A 14,788-nucleotide genomic window follows, 5' to 3' on the forward strand; every position below is an offset into this window, starting at 1 on the left:
CAGCAATTGTAACTTCGTTGTTCACCGGTAGGGTTCGGGTCATGACCACCGATGCGTCCGCGCCGGCCGAGCTGGTGGACCGGCTGCTGGCCGGCGCCCCCGACGCCGACGACCTGGACGCCCGGATCATGGACGCCGCGCTGGCGGAGTTCTCCGCCTACGGGCTGCGCCGCGTGAGCGTCGAGGACGTCGCCAAGCGGGCCCGGGTCGCGCGCACCACGATCTACCGGCGGTTCACCAACAAGGAGCAGCTGCTGCAGGCGGTGATCCTGCGCGAGGTCCGCCGCTTCCTGTCCGGGATCGCCGAGGCCACCGAGGGGCTGCCGACGGCGGAGGACGCGGTCGTCGAGGGCTTCGTCACCGGGTTGCGCGGCGCCCGCACGCATCCGCTCGTGACGCGGGTGCTGCAGAGCGAACCGGAGGCGTTCGTCGCCCAGCTCGGCATGAACGGCGGGGCGGTGCTGCTGGCCGCCCGCGACATCCTCGCCGACCGGCTGCGCCGGGCCCGTCCCGACTCGGGCGAGGACGTCGAGACGGTCGCCGAGGTGCTGCTGCGGGTGGCGCTGTCGCTGCTGCTCGTCCCCGGCGGCGGGCTGGCTCTGGAGGACGAGGACGACATCCGCGCCTTCGCCCGCGAGCACCTCACCCGCATGCTCCGCCCCGCCCGCCCGCGCTGAGCCCGGCGGGGACGCGCGCCGGCGGCCCCGACCGGTCGCGTAGGCTCGGTCACGCTCGAAGATCATTCTGGTTTTCCGGTCGGGGAGAACGACGCATGGAACTGGTCGTCCAGACGCGGTACGGCAAGGTGCGGGGGCGCGCGGAGAACGGGGTCGCGGCCTTCCTCGGCATCCCCTACGCCGCGCCGCCGTTCGGCCCGCACCGCTTCCAGGCGCCGCGGCCGCCCGAGCCGTGGGACGGGGTGCGCGACGCCACCGCCTACGGCCCGACCGCCCCCAAGCCCGCGTACAAGAGCCAGTACGGAACGCTGCTGGCCGACCCGGAGATCCCGGGCGAGGACTGCCTCAACCTCAACGTCTGGACGCCCGACCCCGGTGGCTCCGGCATGCCGGTCATGGTGTGGATCCACGGCGGCGCGTTCCGCAACGGGTCGGGCGCCGTGCCCACCTACAACGGCGCGAACTTCGCCCGTGACGGCGTGGTCTGCGTGACGATCAACTACCGGCTGGGCGCGGAGGGCTTCGCGTACCTGCCCGGCGCCCCGGCCAACCGAGGGCTGCGCGACCAGATCGCCGCGCTGGAGTGGGTGCGCGACAACATCGCGGCGTTCGGCGGCGACCCCGGCCGCGTGACCGTGTTCGGCGAGTCGGCGGGCGGCATGAGCGTGTCCACGCTGCTGTCGCTGGACCTCGGGCTGTTCGAGCGCGCCATCGCACAGAGCGGCGCGGGCAACATCGCTCAAACCGCCGAGGACGCGCTGCTGATCACCAAGGAGATGGCGGCGCGGCTCGGCGTCGAGCCGACCGCCGAGGCGTTCGCGCGGCTCGCCCCGGACCAGATCATCCCCGTGCAGGCGGCGGTCGCGGAGGAGGTCGCGGCGATGCCCGACCCGGACCGGTGGGGCGCCAGCACCGCCGCCGGCGGCATGGCGCTCGCCCCGGTGCTGGACGGCGACCTGCTGACGCGCCGTCCCGAGGAGGCGGTCGCGGCCGGCGCGGGACGCGGCGTCGACCTGCTCACCGGCTCTACCGCCGAGGAGTTCCGGCTGTTCCTGGTGCCGACCGGCCTGATCGACCTGATCACGCCCGACCTGGTCGACCTGGTGGCCGGCGGCATGGGCGTCCCGCGGCGCGTCGTGGACGGCTACCGGGACCGGCACGCCGACCTCGCGCCCGGCGACCTCCTCTCCCTGATCATCACCGACGGCCTGTTCCGCGTCCCCGCCGTCCGGCTCGCCGAGCGGCAGTCCGCGCACGCGCGGACCTGGATGTACGAGTTCGCCTGGCGGTCGCCCCTGCCCGGCCTCGGCGCCTGCCACGCGCTGGAGCTCGGCTTCGTGTTCGACACCCTGCGCGGCGCCGGGGAGACGCCGATGACGGGCCCCAACCCGCCGCAGAAGCTCGCCGACGCCATGCACCGCGCCTGGGTCGACTTCGCCGCGCACGGCGACCCCGGCTGGGAGCCCTACGACGCCGAGACCCGGCGCGTGCGGGTGTTCGACGGCGACGGCGACCCGGTCGTCCAGGACCCGCGCGGCGGCGACCGCGAGCTCTGGGGCTAGCCGAGCAGACGGGCCGCCACGTGATCGGCGATGGCCAGCGACGACGTGGCGGCCGGGGACGGGGCGTTGCGCACCGTGACCACGGGGCCGAGCCGGCCGATGCGGAAGTCGTCCACGAGGGAGCCGTCCGGGTCCACCGCCTGCGCCCGCACCCCGGCCGGGGCCGGCGCCACGTCGTCGGCGGTCAGCGCGGGCACGAAGGAGCGCGCCTCGGCCACGAACGCGCGCTTGACCGCCGACCCGTACAGCTCCTTCAGGCCGGTGCGCCAGTGCCGCCGCGCCAGCCTGCGGAACCCGGGCCAGCGCAGGGTGTCCCACACGTCCGCCGGGCGCACGTCGCGCCACCGGTAGCCCTCCCGCGCCAGCGCCAGCACGGCGTTGGGCCCGACGTCGACGCCGCCGTCCACGCGGCGGGTGAAGTGCACGCCGAGGAAGGGGTACCGGGGGTCGGGCACCGGGTAGATCAGGCCGCGCACCAGGTCGGTGCGGTCCGGGCGCAGCCGGTAGTACTCGCCGCGGAACGGGACGATCGCCGGGGCCGGGAAGTCGCCCGCCAGCCGCGCCACCCGGTCGGACTGCAGCCCCGCGCACACCACCAGCAGGTCGAACGTCAGCCGTTCGCCGTCCCGGGAGGACACGACGACGCGTTCGCCCGCGCGGCGCAGCCCGACGACCTCGAACCCGAGCCGGACCTCGCCGCCGGCCGCCGCGACGTCGGCGGCGAACGCCCGCGCCACCGCGGGGAAGTCGACGATCGCCGTCGTCGGGGAGTGCAGCGCCGCCACCCCCGCGGCGTGCGGCTCGATCTCGCGCAGCTCGCCGGGCGACAGGCGGCGCAGCCCCGGCACGCCGTTGGCGGTCGCGCGCCGTTCGATCTCCGCCAGGGGCGCCAGCTCGCGGTCGCTTCGCGCCACCACGACCTTGCCGCATTCCACATACGGCAGGCCCCGCTCGGCGCAGTACTCCTTGAGCAGGCCGATGCCGCGGCGGCACAGCGTGGCCTTCAGGGACCCGGGCGCGTAGTACAGGCCGGCGTGCGCGACGCCGCTGTTGCGGCCGGTCTGGTGGACCGCGACCCGGTCCTCCTTGTCCAGCACCGTCACCCGGGCGTCCGGCCGCACCTGCGTCAGCCGCCGCGCCACCGCGAGCCCGATGATCCCGGCGCCCACGACGCCGATCCGCATCTCCTTCACGCTGACGAAGACTACGCCCGGCCCCTGCGCCGCGGACGCGCCGCGTCCGCGGCCGCGAACGAGCCCGCGCCGCCTCCGCCGGACCGGCGGTACGACCCGTCCGGACGCGGATCACAGGGCGGGCTCGGCCCCGTCGGCCGGTCAGCTGCCCAGGCGCTTGCGGGTCTGGGCGCGCAGGCGGCGCCGCTGCGACGGGTCGAGCATCAGGTAACCGACCGCGGGCAGGGCGATCACGCCCAGCACGATCAGCAGCGCGACGAGGGGGCCGAGGATCTTCAGGGCGACGAGTCCGACGGCCACGCCGCCGATGACGAGGACCACCTTGGGCATGTCCCGACACCTCCGAGGTCTGTTACCCGGCGAACGGCCGTGGCGGGCCGGTGGTTCCGGATCCGGGCCCTTTCCACGATATATCGCGTGCCGAGGGCGCCCCAGAGGCCGACCGCTAGATCTTCGGGAAGGGCCCGCCGCCCTCCAGGATCCGCAGGACGTCGGCGTGCAGGCGGCCGTTGGTGCACACGACGCTGCCGCCGTCGGGGCCGGGCCTGCCCGACAGGTCGGTGAACATGCCCCCCGCCTCCTCGACGATCACATGGAGGGCGGCCAGGTCCCACAGCGACACCTCCGGCTCGGTGGAGACGTCCACCGTGCCCTCGGCGACCATCATGTGGGACCAGAAGTCGCCGAACGCCCGGGTGCGCCACACCGCGCGGGTCAGGTCGAGGAACCGGTCGAGCCGCCCCTGCTCCTCCCAGCCGCTGAGGCTGGAGAACGACAGCGACGCGTCGGCGAGGTCCGACACCTGCGAGACCTGGATGCGGTTGGCGCGGGTGATGCTGCGGCCGGTCCAGGCGCCGCCGCCGCGCGCCGCCCACCAGCGCCGGTTGAGCGCGGGCGCGGAGACCACCCCGACCACGACCCGGTCGTCCTCCATCAGCGCGATCAGCGTGGCCCAGACCGGCACGCCGCGCACGAAGTTCTTGGTCGCGTCGATCGGGTCGATGATCCAGCACCGCGCGCCGAAGCCGGTGCGTCCGTACTCCTCGCCGAGCACCGCGTCGCGCGGCCGGGCCCGTTTGAGGATGCTGCGGATCTGCTCCTCGACGCTGCGGTCGGCGTCGCTCACCGGCGTCAGGTCCGGCTTGGTCTCGATGGTCAGGTCGAGCGCACGGAAACGCTTGGTCGTGATGTCGTCGGCTGCGTCCGCCAGCACGTGCGCCAGACGCAGATCGTCGGAATATCCCGCCACGGCGTGCAACGGTATCGCGATCACAGGGTGCGCCGACACACTTACAGGAGCGCACTTTCCGGCGATCGGGGCTCGCCCGCGGGCGCGCGCTAGACCGCCTGCGGGAAGCGGAACAGCCGCCCGGGGTCGTAGGCGGCCTTGACCTTGGCGAGGCGGTCCGCGTTGGCGCCGTAGTACGCGCGGCGCCAGTCCGCCAGGTCGGGGTCGATGTAGTTGACGTACGCGGCGCCGCGCAGGTAGGCGTCCATGGCCTTGTGGGTGCCGCGCAGCCAGCGCAGGTCGTCGCCGTCGGCCAGGTACTGCAGGACGAACAGGCCGCCGCGGTGCGGGAACGCGGTGTCGCCCGGCCGGATCCGGCCGATCGCGCCGCCCATCGCGTCCATGAGCACCGAGCGCCCCGAGCGGTCGTTGCCGCCGGCGAACCGCGCGACCAGGGCGTCGATCGCGTCGTCCGGCAGCGGGCGCAGCGCCACGTGCGACTTGCCCGAGTAGTCGGTGCGCGGGAACCGGCCCTCCGGGCGCTGCCCGGGCAGGTCGCCCTGGGCGTGGCATTGCGCGACCGTCCGCCCCGAGCATCCGGCGATCTGCCGCATCGCGTCCAGACGCGTGTGGCGGCGCGCGCTCCGGCCGCTCGGGTCGCGGCCCACCGACGAGGTCAGCCGGTCGATGTGCGGGCCGGGATCGGCCAGGGCGGCGCCGGACACCTCCACCGCGGGCGCGCCGCCCGGGGGGCTGGTGCTGATCTGCAGGCTGGTCCAGACCTCGTCCGGCGCGGACGGCGCCCACCGCTGCCACCCGCGGATCACGGCGGCCGCCTGCGACCACGGCCATCGCACCGAGAACGTCGTCACGTCGTCGGCGGCGTGCGTGCGATAGGTGAACTCCACGGCGACGCCGAAGTTGCCGCCCCCGCCGCCCCGGCACGCCCAGAACAGGTCGGGGTCGCGGCGGGCGTCGCATTCGCGCACCCGTCCGTCCGCGGTCACCACGCGCGCCGACTCCAGCACGTCGCACGTCAGCCCGTACGCGCGCGACAGCACCCCGAGGCCGCCGCCCAGGGTGAGCCCGGCCACGCCGACGGTCGGACAGGTGCCCGCCGGCACGCCCGCGCCCTCGTCGGCCAGCCGGGCGTACAGGTCGATCAACCGGGTCCCGGCGCCGACCACGGCGCGGCCCCCCTCGACCTTCACCTCGTCCATGGGGGACACGTCGACGACCAGGCCCGTCCCGGTGGACCAGCCCGCGTAGCTGTGCCCGCCGCTGCGCACCGCGACCGGCATCTCCTTGAGCGTCGCGAACGCCACGCACTCGGCGACGTCCTCGGGCGTGGCGCAGTAGGCGATCGCGGCCGGGCGGACGGAGTCGTAGCGCGGGATGTAGAGGCGGCGCGCCCGGTCGTAGTCGGCGTCGCCCGGACGGATCAGCCGTCCTTCGAGCCCGCGTTCCAGGGCCTTCCAGTCCGCCGGGCCGGTGGGGCGGGCGGCCGGGGAGCCGCCGCGGGACGGCAGGGCGCCGGAGGAGACGGGCGGGGACTCCTGCGAGCACCCGGCGGCCGTCGCCAGCCCGGCCAGTCCCGTCGCTTTGAGGAACGCACGCCGCTCCATGGGCGGAACGCTACATCCGCGCCTTCAGTCGCGTTGGGGAACCTCGTCGGGAACCCGGCCGCCCGGGGCGCTCAGGCTGCCCAGCAGACGCAGCGCCGTCTCCGACGGCGAGCCCGGCTCCGCGGTGTAGGCGGCCATCATCTGGTCGGCCTCGTCCGCCACCCGCAGCATCTCGACGTCCAGCTCGATCCGGCCGACCAGCGGGTGGTGCAGCACCTGGCGGCAGCTCCTCTTGTTCTTGACGTTGTGGTCGGCCCACCAGCGGCGGAAGTGCCCGCTCTTCACCGACAGCTCGCCGACCAGCGCCGTCAGCTCCGGGTCCTCCGGGTACTCGCCCGCGCGCAGCCGCAGGAACGCCACGGTGTCCTTGGCCTTGACCGTCCAGTCGTCGAACAGGGCCTGGATCTCCTCGTTCAGGAAGATCAGGCGGGCCCAGTTGCGCTCGGCCGGGGGCAGCGCGCCGAAGTCGGTGAACAGCGCGCAGGCCATCCGGTTCCACGCCAGCACTTCGCAGCGCCGCCCGACCACGTACGCCGGCACGCCCTCGGCGGCCTCCAGCAGCCGCCGCAGACTGGGCCGGACCCGCTCCGCCCGCGCCGGGGGGCGCCGCCGGGCCGTCCGCGCGGGACGGGCCAGGTTGCGCAGGTAGGCGCGTTCGTCGTCGGTGAGCCGCAGCGCCCCCGCCACCGCGTCCAGCACCTCTTCCGACACGTTGCGGGTGCGGCCCTGCTCCAGCCGGACGTAGTAGTCGACGCTCACCCCGGCCAGCTGCGCGAGCTCCTCGCGGCGCAGGCCCGGCACGCGGCGGCGTCCGCCGAACGGAGGGAGCCCCACGTCCTCGGGCCGCAGCCGGGCCCTCCGGGAGCGCAGGAACTCGGTCAGCTCGGCGCGCTTGTCCATACGTCCCAGTATCGGCGACCTGCCGGGGAGAAGGGTGGTCCCGTTGGAACCACGAACGGCGGAGCGCCGGTCCCTTGCCGCGCGCCGCCGTCCCGGAATCGGGTATGAGGACGCGCGGTACGCGAACACCGGCTGACATCCCGAAGGAGTCTCATGTCGCTTCCCACCCGTCCGCTCGGCGAGACCGGAATGGAGATCACCACCGTGGGCTTCGGCGCCTGGGCGGTCGGCGGCGCCGGCTGGCGGTTCGGCTGGGGCGCCCAGGACGACGACGCGTCGGTCGCCGCCATCCGCCACGCGGTGGAGCAGGGCGTCAACTGGATCGACACCGCCGCCGTCTACGGCCTCGGCCACTCCGAGGAGATCGTGGCCCGCGCGCTGTCCGGGCTGCCCGAGGCCGACCGGCCGTACGTGTTCACCAAGTGCGGTCTGGTCTGGGACGACGACCGCCCGGAGGCCGCGCCGCGCCGGGACATGGCGCCCGCCAGCGTGCGCCGCGAGGTGGAGGCGTCGCTGCGGCGCCTGAACGTCGAGCGCATCGACCTCTACCAGGTGCACTGGCCCGCCGAGCCGTCCGACCCGGCCGACGGCGACGGCAGCCCCCGCACCGGCGGCGACGGCACCCCGCTGGAGGAGTACTGGCAGGTCATGGCCGATCTGAAGGCCGAGGGCAAGGTCCGCGCCATCGGCCTGTCCAACCACGAGGTCGCCCGGCTGGAACGCGCCGAGAAGGTGGCGCACGTGGACGCGATCCAGCCGCCGTTCTCGGCGATCCACCGGGCGGCCGCCGCGGAGATCGGCTGGGCGGCCGACCACGGCACCGGCGTGATCGTCTACTCGCCCATGCAGTCCGGCCTGCTCACCGGGGCCTTCTCCACGGAGCGCGCGGCGAGCCTGCCCGCGGACGACTGGCGCAGCCGCCACCCCGACTTCACCACCGGGCTGGAGGCCAACCTGGCGCTGGCCGACGCGCTGCGTCCGGTCGCCGACCGGCACGGCGTCACCCAGGCCGCGGTCGCCGTCGCCTGGACGCTGGCCTGGCGCGGCGTCACCGGCGCGATCGTCGGCGCCCGCCGCCCCGACCAGGTGGACGGCTGGCTGCCCGCCGCGTCCCTGGAGCTGACCTCCGCCGACCTCGACGAGATCGCCGAGGCCATCCGCCGCACGGGGGCCGGCGAGGGACCCGCGCGTCCGTGAGCCGCGCCGGGCGGAGCCGGCCGCGGTCCGGTCAGCGGTCGGCTTCGCCCTCGCGGCTGGCCAGGAGCCGGCGCAGCGAGTCCAGGCGGGCGCGGCTGGCGCGGCCGTCGGCGACCCACTCGTCCAGGCCGCACGCCTCGCCCAGGTGGTCGCAGTGCGGGGGGCAGCGCTCCGCGGCGCCCTCCGCCAGGTCGTCGAACGCCTCGATCACGCTCTCGGGTTGGACGTGCGCCAGGCCGAAGCTGCGCACTCCCGGGGTGTCGATGATCCAGCCGCCGCCGGGCAGCTCCAGCGCGATCGCCGACGACGAGGTGTGCCGGCCGCGGCCGGTCACCGCGTTGACGTGGCTCACCGCCCGGTCGGCGTCCGGGACCAGCGCGTTCACCAGGGTCGACTTGCCCACCCCCGAGTGCCCCACCAGGACGCTGACGCGCCCGGCCAGGTGACGGCGCAGCGAGTCCAGGTCGCCGCCGCGCCGTGTCACCACGTACGGGACGCCGAGCGGCGCGTAGATCTCCAACAGGGGGTCCGGGGCGGCCAGGTCCGCCTTGGTCAGGCACAGCAGCGGGTCCATGCCCGCGTCGTAGGCGGCGACCAGGCACCGGTCGATCAGCCGGGGCCGCGGCTCCGGATCGGCCAGCGCCGTCACGATCACCATCTGGTCGGCGTTGGCCACGATGATCCGCTCGTACGGGTCGGTGTCGTCGGCGGTGCGGCGCAGCGCCGAGGTGCGCGGCTCCACCCGCACGATGCGCGCCAGCGTGTCCGGAGCGCCGGACACGTCGCCGACGAGCGCGACCCGGTCGCCCACCACGACCCCTTTGCGGCCGAGCTCGCGGGCCCGCATGGCCGTCACGGCGCGCTCATCCGGGGTGCCGGCGTCGACCAGGCAGCGGTAGCGGCCCCGGTCGACGGCGGTCACCATGCCGAGGACCGCGTCCTCGTGGGCGGGACGGCGCCGGGTGCGCGGCCGCGAGCCGCGCCGCCCGGGCCGCACCCGAACGTCGTCCTCGTCGTAGTCGCGTACGCGGCGTGCCAGTGGTCCCGCCTCCCTCTCCCGCGGCGTTCACGCAGGCCGCACCATCGCTGTCCACAACTCGGTGAATTCCGGGAGTGTCTTGCCCACCGTGGCCGGGTTCTCCACCTCCACGCCCGGAACGGCCAGGCCGAGCACCGCCGCGGCCATGACCATCCGGTGGTCGTCGTAGGTATGGAAGACCCCGCCGTGCAGCGGACGCGGCCGGATCTCCAGGCCGTCCGGCAGCTCGCGGGCGTCGCCGCCCAGCGCGTTCAGCTCCCGGACCAGCGCGGCCAGCCGGTCGGTCTCGTGGCCGCGCAGATGGCCGATGCCGGTGAACCGGGACGGCGACGACGCCAGCGCCGCCAGCGCCGCCAGCACGGGGGTGAGCTCGCCGACCTCGCGCAGGTCGGCGTCCAGGCCCTCGAACGCGCCGGTGCCGCGCACGGTCAGGCCGTCCGGGCCGAACGACACCTGCGCGCCCATCCGCGCGAGCAGGTCGCGCAGCGCGTCGCCGGGCTGGGTGGTGTCGGCGGGCCAGTCCGGCACGGTGACGCGCCCGCCGGTCACCAGCGCCGCGCCGAGGAACTGGGCGGCGTTCGACAGGTCGGGCTCGACGTCCCAGTCCCGGCCCCGGATCGTGCCGGGCGCCACGTGCCACTCGGCCGCGCCGCTGTCGACGCCGCTGTCGACACCGCTCTCGACACCGGTCTCGACACCGGTCTCGACCCGCGCGCCCGCCTCCCGCAGCATCCGCACCGTCATCGCCAGGTGCGGCGCGGACGGGACGGGCGGCCCCTCGTGCCGCACCCGGACGCCCTCGTCGAACCGCGGCGCGGCCAGCAGCAGCCCGGACACCAGCTGCGACGAGGAGGACGCGTCGATCGTGACGGCGCCGCCCTTGACCGCGCCGGCGCCGCGCACCGTGAACGGCAGCGCGCCGCGTCCGCCGTCGTCGATCCGCACGCCGAGCGCGCGCAGCGCCGTGATCATCGGCCGCATGGGCCGCTCCCGCGCCCGCGGGTCGCCGTCGATCGCCACGTCGCCGTCGGCCAGCGCCGCCACCGGGGGCAGGAACCGCATCACGGTGCCCGCCAGGCCCACGTCCACCTGCGCCGGACCGGACAGCGGCCCCGGCGTCACCAGCCAGTCCGCGCCGTCCTCGTCGACCGCCGCGCCGAGCGCGCGCAGCGCCGCCGCCATGAGCAGCGTGTCCCGGCTGCGCAGCGGGCGCCGCAGGCGCGCGGGGCCGTCGGCCAGCGCGGACAGGATCAGCGCCCGGTTGGTCATGGACTTGGACCCGGGCAGCCGGACGGTGGCGTCCACCGGGGCGTGCGCGACCGGCGCGGACCAGTGCGAAGAGGGCATGCGCCAAGGTTATCGGGCCGCGCCCGGCCGGTCTCACAAGATCACAACAGGGTCACGCGGCGGTCACAGCGGGATCGTCAACAGGGTCCGGCCGTCGCCCGTCACGACCTCGAACCGGGCGATGTCCCCCCGCGACAGCGCCGTGCCGCCCTCGGCGACGAGCGGATCCGGCGACCCAGGCACCCCGTACCCCTTGGGCGGCACCCGCCAACCCGTCACCACGGCGCGCTCACCCGTGCGGGACACCGCCTGCAGCGTGCACGTCAACGGCCCGCGAACCCCGCGCAACTCCAACCCGACCCGTGTGCCCCAGCGCTTGTCCTCCAAGGACACCGCTCCGGACGCGCCGGTCGCCGGGTCGCTCGCGGAGTGCCGCTCCCCCCACGTCGGAACGGCCACGGGGGGATTCGTCTGGGCATCGCCGTTCTCGATCGCCACGCCCGCCGCGACACCGGCCCCCAGCAGACCCGCCGCCGCGACGGCGCCCACCGCGTACCGCCACGGCCGCCGCGCACGCCGCGCCTCGCGCGCCTGCCGGATGGGAATGGGCGCGGGCGACGAGACGGGGTCCGGCGCGGGCCTCGGCATGGGAACCGGGGCGGGTTCCGGCGCGGGCGCCGGGGACTGGTCGCGAAGCTCGGACAGGACGTCCGCCATGCCCTGCATCTGCCTCAGCTCCGCCTGGCACTGCCGGCAGCCGTGCAGGTGCGCCTCGAACGCCCGGCGGTCCTCCTCTTCCAACAGACCCAAGGCGTAGGCGCCGACATCGGTGTGCTCGACCGGTGAACCGCTCATGCCCCCGTCCTCCTCGCCACAGGCCCCCTCCAGGCGACGCCGTGCCGCTCTCGTCCGCTCACGCCGTCACCCCTCTCTCCTCCAGTGCGACGCGCAGGGCGCGCAACGCGTAGTACACGCGGGACTTGACCGTCCCCACGGGGACGCCCAGCACCTCCGCCGCCTGGGCGACCGTGCGATCGCGCAGCACCGTCTCGGTCAGCACCTCCCGGTGGGCGTCCGACAGCGACGCGAGCGCGTCGGCCACCACCACCTTGCGCAGCACCCGTTCCAGCCCGTCCGCCGCCGGGAGGTTCTCCAGCGGCCCGTCGCCGACCTCGGGCGGCCGGGCGCGGCGGTGCCGCCGACCGTCGATCACGATACGGCGCGCGATCGTGGCCAGCCAGGGCATCGGCGACACCCCGGGGTCCAGCCGGTCCGCGCCCCGCCAGGCCCGGATCATGGTCTCCTGGACCACGTCCTCGGCCCACTGCCGGTCTCCGCCGGTCAGCCTGAGCACGAACGCCGTCAGGGCGGCACCGTGCTCGCGGTAGAGCGCGGTGACGATCCGTTCGGCGTCCGTCGCGGCTCCGGGTGCTGCCATGTCCGGGCCTCTCCGGTCGGGGGGAGGGAACGGGCGGTCGCATGGCAGTACGGCGACGGACGGACGCCGGGTTCAACGGATTTGAAAATCTCTTAAGGCTCTCTTCGGGGAAAGGGTCAGCTCCGCACCGCGCGGACCACGCGGCCGAGCGGACGGGAGCCGCGGGCGCGCGCCCGGCGGACCCGCTGCGCCGCCTCCCGACGCGCCTCCCGGCGCGCCTTGCGGATCTCCGCCGCGCTCTGCTTGCGCAGGGCCCTGGCCTCCGCCGCGGCCTGGATCCGCGCCTCGCGCGCCTGCCGCCGCACCTCGGCCAGCCGGGGGCCGCGGCGCGGCTGGGCGGCCACCATCAGCAGCGCGCCGAACAGGCCGACGTTCTTCAGCAGGTGCGAGCGTTCGCTGGCGCGGCGCTCGGGGTCGTCCTCGGTCCAGTAGCGGTGCTCGGTCAGCAGGCTCGGCACCAGCTGCGCGGCCAGCAAGAACGTCGTCAGCCGCCGGAATCTGCCGGTCAGCAGCAGCACGCCGGTGCCCAGGCTCAGCGCCCCCTGGAAGCGCACCAGGGCCTCCGGGTCCTTGGTGGGGAGCCAGTCGAACCGGTCGGCGATCGGCTTGACCGCGGGCGCCACCTGCTCGGCGCGCGGCGCCGGGTCGCGGAGGGTCTCCAGCCCGGTGATGATGTACGGCGCCGCCACGAACGGACGGGCCAGCGTGGTGATGGGTCGCATGGTCGCCTACATGCCCAGCGCGTGGGCGGTCAAGCACCCCTTCCGGCCCGTGCGGGATGTCACAGGCGGGGGGCAGGATGGGACCCATGTGCGGTCGATACGCCACGGCACGGGCGCGTCAGGAGCTGATCCAGCAGTTCCAGGTGCAGTACGACGCGACCGAGCAGAACCTGCAGCCCGATTACAACGTCGCCCCCACCAAACAGGTGCCGGCCGTCCTGACCCGGGCGCCCAAGGACGCGGCCAAGGACGGCGCGGCGGGCGCCGGGGACGCCGCCGAAGCGCAGGCCGCCGTCCGGCAGCTGCGGACGCTGCGCTGGGGGCTGGTGCCGTCGTGGGCCAAGGACCTGTCCATCGGCAACCGCATGATCAATGCGCGCTTCGAGACGGTGCACGAGAAGCCCGCGTTCCGCCGCGCCTTCGCCCGGCGCCGCTGCCTGCTGCCCGCCGACGGCTACTACGAGTGGTACACGCTGGAGTCGGACCGCGCCGAGGGCGAGAAGAAGAAGCGCGCCAAAAAACAGCCGTTCTATATCCGGCCCAAGGACGGTTCCGTCCTCGCCCTGGCGGGCCTCTACGAATTGTGGAAGTCCCCCGATCCGGACGTCGGGGACGGGGGATGGGTGTGGACGTGCACGGTGATCACCACGGACGCGCCCGACGAGCTGGGCCGCATCCACGACCGGATGCCCATGATCGTCCACCCGGACCGGTGGGACGCCTGGCTGGACCCGGAGCTGACCGACCCCGACCTGGTGCGCGGCCTGCTGGCGCCCGCGATGGCCGGGACCATGGAGGCCTATCCGGTCTCCACGGCCGTCAACAATGTCAGAAACAACGGGCCCGAACTCATAAAGCCAATCCCAAGCGGGGATATACCTGACGGCCATTCCGACACCCTGTTCTGATCGTCGCCGACGCGCGGCGGCCAGACACCAGGACGCCGCCTCCGGGGGCATACCGGGAGGAGTTCGCAGCACCGTGGACACCGCCGCCGCCCGCACCCGCCTGCAGGAGATGCTCGCCGACCTGGACCGGTCGATCGCGATCCTGAAAGGGGAGAGCCCCGAGCGGGAGAACTCCCCGTCCGACGCGGCCGCCATCCTCACCGACAGCGACCGCGTGGAGGCCGCGCTGGAGACGATGCGGCGGCACCGCGCCGCGGTCGTCGGCGCCCTGGAGCGCATCGCCGACGGCACCTACGGCCAGTGCGTCGACTGCGGCCGCCGCGTCCCCGACGGCCGCCTGAAAGCCCGCCCCGAAGCCGCCCGCTGCGTCGCCTGCCAGGCCCGGCACGACCGGGCGATGCGCTGACGGCGGCGCGTCACACCCGCCTGGCGCTGGCCAGCAGGTGGACGCCCAGGGAGTCGTCGCGCACGGGGGAGCCGAGCTCGGTGCGCACGAGACGGGCCAGGGCGCCCGGGTCGCGCGCCAGCACGTGCTCGACGGTGGACGGCGACAGGGCGGTCCGCGGCCTGATCCACTCCACTTCCAGGCCCGCGTCGGTGAGCAGCTCGCGCAGCTGCTCGGCCCAGAAGCAGCGGGTGATCGTGCCGTCCGGCCACGGCACGAGCAGCACCTCGGCGCTGGGCACGTCCGACAGGTGGGCCCAGCGGCTCTGCTCGGCCAGCAGCGCCATCCCCAGCGTCAGCGAGTCCACCGACAGCAGCACCCGGCCGCCGGGACGCAGCACCCGGGCGATCTCGGCGACCGTCGACTCGGTCACCAGGTGCCGCGACAGCGCGCGGTCCTCGGCGACCACCGCGTCCACGCTGGCGTCCCCCAGGCACGCCAGAGAACCCGAGTCGGCGATCACGCGGCGCACCACCCCCGACGGGGCCCGGCGCGCGGCGCGGCCGCCGCGCCCCCCGGGGTCGGCGGGCGGATGGACGGCCCGCGGGCCCGCCAGGTCGGGGGCCG

Annotated in this window: 16 protein-coding genes; 5 read left to right on the top strand and 11 right to left on the bottom strand. The window is 75.0% G+C overall.

Annotated elements, in window-relative coordinates:
• Nucleotides 1–41: 41 nt before the first annotated feature.
• Nucleotides 42–677 (top strand): TetR/AcrR family transcriptional regulator, encoded by a 636-nt coding sequence (locus AR3_RS22485; protein ID WP_067916533.1) that lies wholly within the window; start codon nucleotides 42–44, stop codon nucleotides 675–677.
• A 95-nt stretch (nucleotides 678–772) separates the two neighbouring features.
• Nucleotides 773–2,239, top strand: a complete 1,467-nt coding sequence (locus AR3_RS22490; RefSeq protein ID WP_067916534.1) for a carboxylesterase/lipase family protein — start codon at nucleotides 773–775, stop codon at nucleotides 2,237–2,239.
• Here the strand turns inward: AR3_RS22490 and lhgO are convergent.
• The 5 genes from lhgO to AR3_RS22515 all read right to left on the bottom strand — a co-directional run bounded on the left by lhgO (nucleotide 2,236) and on the right by AR3_RS22515 (nucleotide 7,185).
• On the bottom strand, nucleotides 2,236–3,423 hold the full coding sequence (lhgO, locus tag AR3_RS22495) for an L-2-hydroxyglutarate dehydrogenase (RefSeq protein WP_067916535.1): 1,188 nt from the start codon (nucleotides 3,421–3,423) through the stop codon (nucleotides 2,236–2,238). The genes AR3_RS22490 and lhgO overlap by 4 nt on opposite strands.
• 150 nt (nucleotides 3,424–3,573) lie before the next feature.
• Nucleotides 3,574–3,762: a tail-anchor membrane protein gene (locus tag AR3_RS22500; RefSeq protein WP_067916536.1), complete on the bottom strand. Its 189-nt coding sequence runs from the start codon at nucleotides 3,760–3,762 to the stop codon at nucleotides 3,574–3,576.
• A 115-nt stretch (nucleotides 3,763–3,877) separates the two neighbouring features.
• Complete coding sequence (gene hisN, locus AR3_RS22505) at nucleotides 3,878–4,681, bottom strand: histidinol-phosphatase (protein ID WP_067916551.1); 804 nt, start codon at nucleotides 4,679–4,681, stop codon at nucleotides 3,878–3,880.
• 89 nt (nucleotides 4,682–4,770) lie between these two features.
• Nucleotides 4,771–6,285, bottom strand: coding sequence for an FAD-binding oxidoreductase (locus tag AR3_RS22510; RefSeq protein ID WP_067916537.1), 1,515 nt, complete (start codon nucleotides 6,283–6,285; stop codon nucleotides 4,771–4,773).
• 24 nt (nucleotides 6,286–6,309) lie between these two features.
• Nucleotides 6,310–7,185 (bottom strand): helix-turn-helix domain-containing protein, encoded by an 876-nt coding sequence (locus tag AR3_RS22515; RefSeq protein ID WP_067916538.1) that lies wholly within the window; start codon nucleotides 7,183–7,185, stop codon nucleotides 6,310–6,312.
• A gap of 153 nt (nucleotides 7,186–7,338) precedes the next feature.
• On the opposite strand from AR3_RS22515, the gene AR3_RS22520 reads away from it, so the two are divergent.
• On the top strand, nucleotides 7,339–8,382 hold the full coding sequence (locus tag AR3_RS22520) for an aldo/keto reductase (protein ID WP_067916539.1): 1,044 nt from the start codon (nucleotides 7,339–7,341) through the stop codon (nucleotides 8,380–8,382).
• Between the two features lie 31 nt (nucleotides 8,383–8,413).
• On the opposite strand, the gene rsgA is transcribed toward AR3_RS22520, so the two are convergent.
• The 5 genes from rsgA to AR3_RS22545 form a co-directional block, all read right to left on the bottom strand.
• The gene (gene rsgA / locus AR3_RS22525; RefSeq protein WP_227022973.1) at nucleotides 8,414–9,379 is read right to left on the bottom strand and encodes a ribosome small subunit-dependent GTPase A; all 966 of its coding nucleotides are present in this window, start codon (nucleotides 9,377–9,379) and stop codon (nucleotides 8,414–8,416) included.
• Between the two features lie 69 nt (nucleotides 9,380–9,448).
• Nucleotides 9,449–10,768: a 3-phosphoshikimate 1-carboxyvinyltransferase gene (gene aroA, locus AR3_RS22530; RefSeq protein ID WP_067916541.1), complete on the bottom strand. Its 1,320-nt coding sequence runs from the start codon at nucleotides 10,766–10,768 to the stop codon at nucleotides 9,449–9,451.
• 63 nt (nucleotides 10,769–10,831) lie between these two features.
• Complete coding sequence (locus AR3_RS22535) at nucleotides 10,832–11,563, bottom strand: anti-sigma factor family protein (protein ID WP_067916542.1); 732 nt, start codon at nucleotides 11,561–11,563, stop codon at nucleotides 10,832–10,834.
• Nucleotides 11,564–11,621: 58 nt separating this feature from the next.
• Nucleotides 11,622–12,146: a sigma-70 family RNA polymerase sigma factor gene (locus tag AR3_RS22540; RefSeq protein WP_067916543.1), complete on the bottom strand. Its 525-nt coding sequence runs from the start codon at nucleotides 12,144–12,146 to the stop codon at nucleotides 11,622–11,624.
• A gap of 116 nt (nucleotides 12,147–12,262) precedes the next feature.
• Nucleotides 12,263–12,868, bottom strand: a complete 606-nt coding sequence (locus AR3_RS22545) for a DoxX family protein (protein ID WP_067916544.1) — start codon at nucleotides 12,866–12,868, stop codon at nucleotides 12,263–12,265.
• A gap of 86 nt (nucleotides 12,869–12,954) precedes the next feature.
• On the opposite strand from AR3_RS22545, the gene AR3_RS22550 reads away from it, so the two are divergent.
• Both AR3_RS22550 and AR3_RS22555 read left to right on the top strand, forming a co-directional pair.
• A complete protein-coding gene (locus tag AR3_RS22550) occupies nucleotides 12,955–13,776 on the top strand; it encodes an SOS response-associated peptidase (protein WP_067916545.1) in 822 nt (273 codons plus the stop codon).
• A gap of 73 nt (nucleotides 13,777–13,849) precedes the next feature.
• Nucleotides 13,850–14,182, top strand: a complete 333-nt coding sequence (locus AR3_RS22555) for a TraR/DksA family transcriptional regulator (RefSeq protein ID WP_067916548.1) — start codon at nucleotides 13,850–13,852, stop codon at nucleotides 14,180–14,182.
• A 10-nt stretch (nucleotides 14,183–14,192) separates the two neighbouring features.
• On the opposite strand, the gene AR3_RS22560 is transcribed toward AR3_RS22555, so the two are convergent.
• The coding region (locus tag AR3_RS22560; RefSeq protein WP_157406741.1) for a methyltransferase domain-containing protein at nucleotides 14,193–14,788 on the bottom strand (596 nt) is incomplete at its 5' end.

Origin of the sequence: Actinomadura rubrobrunea NBRC 15275, from assembly GCF_001552235.1 — a bacterium.
In the GTDB taxonomy this organism is placed as follows: Bacteria; Actinomycetota; Actinomycetes; order Streptosporangiales; family Streptosporangiaceae; genus Spirillospora; species Spirillospora viridilutea.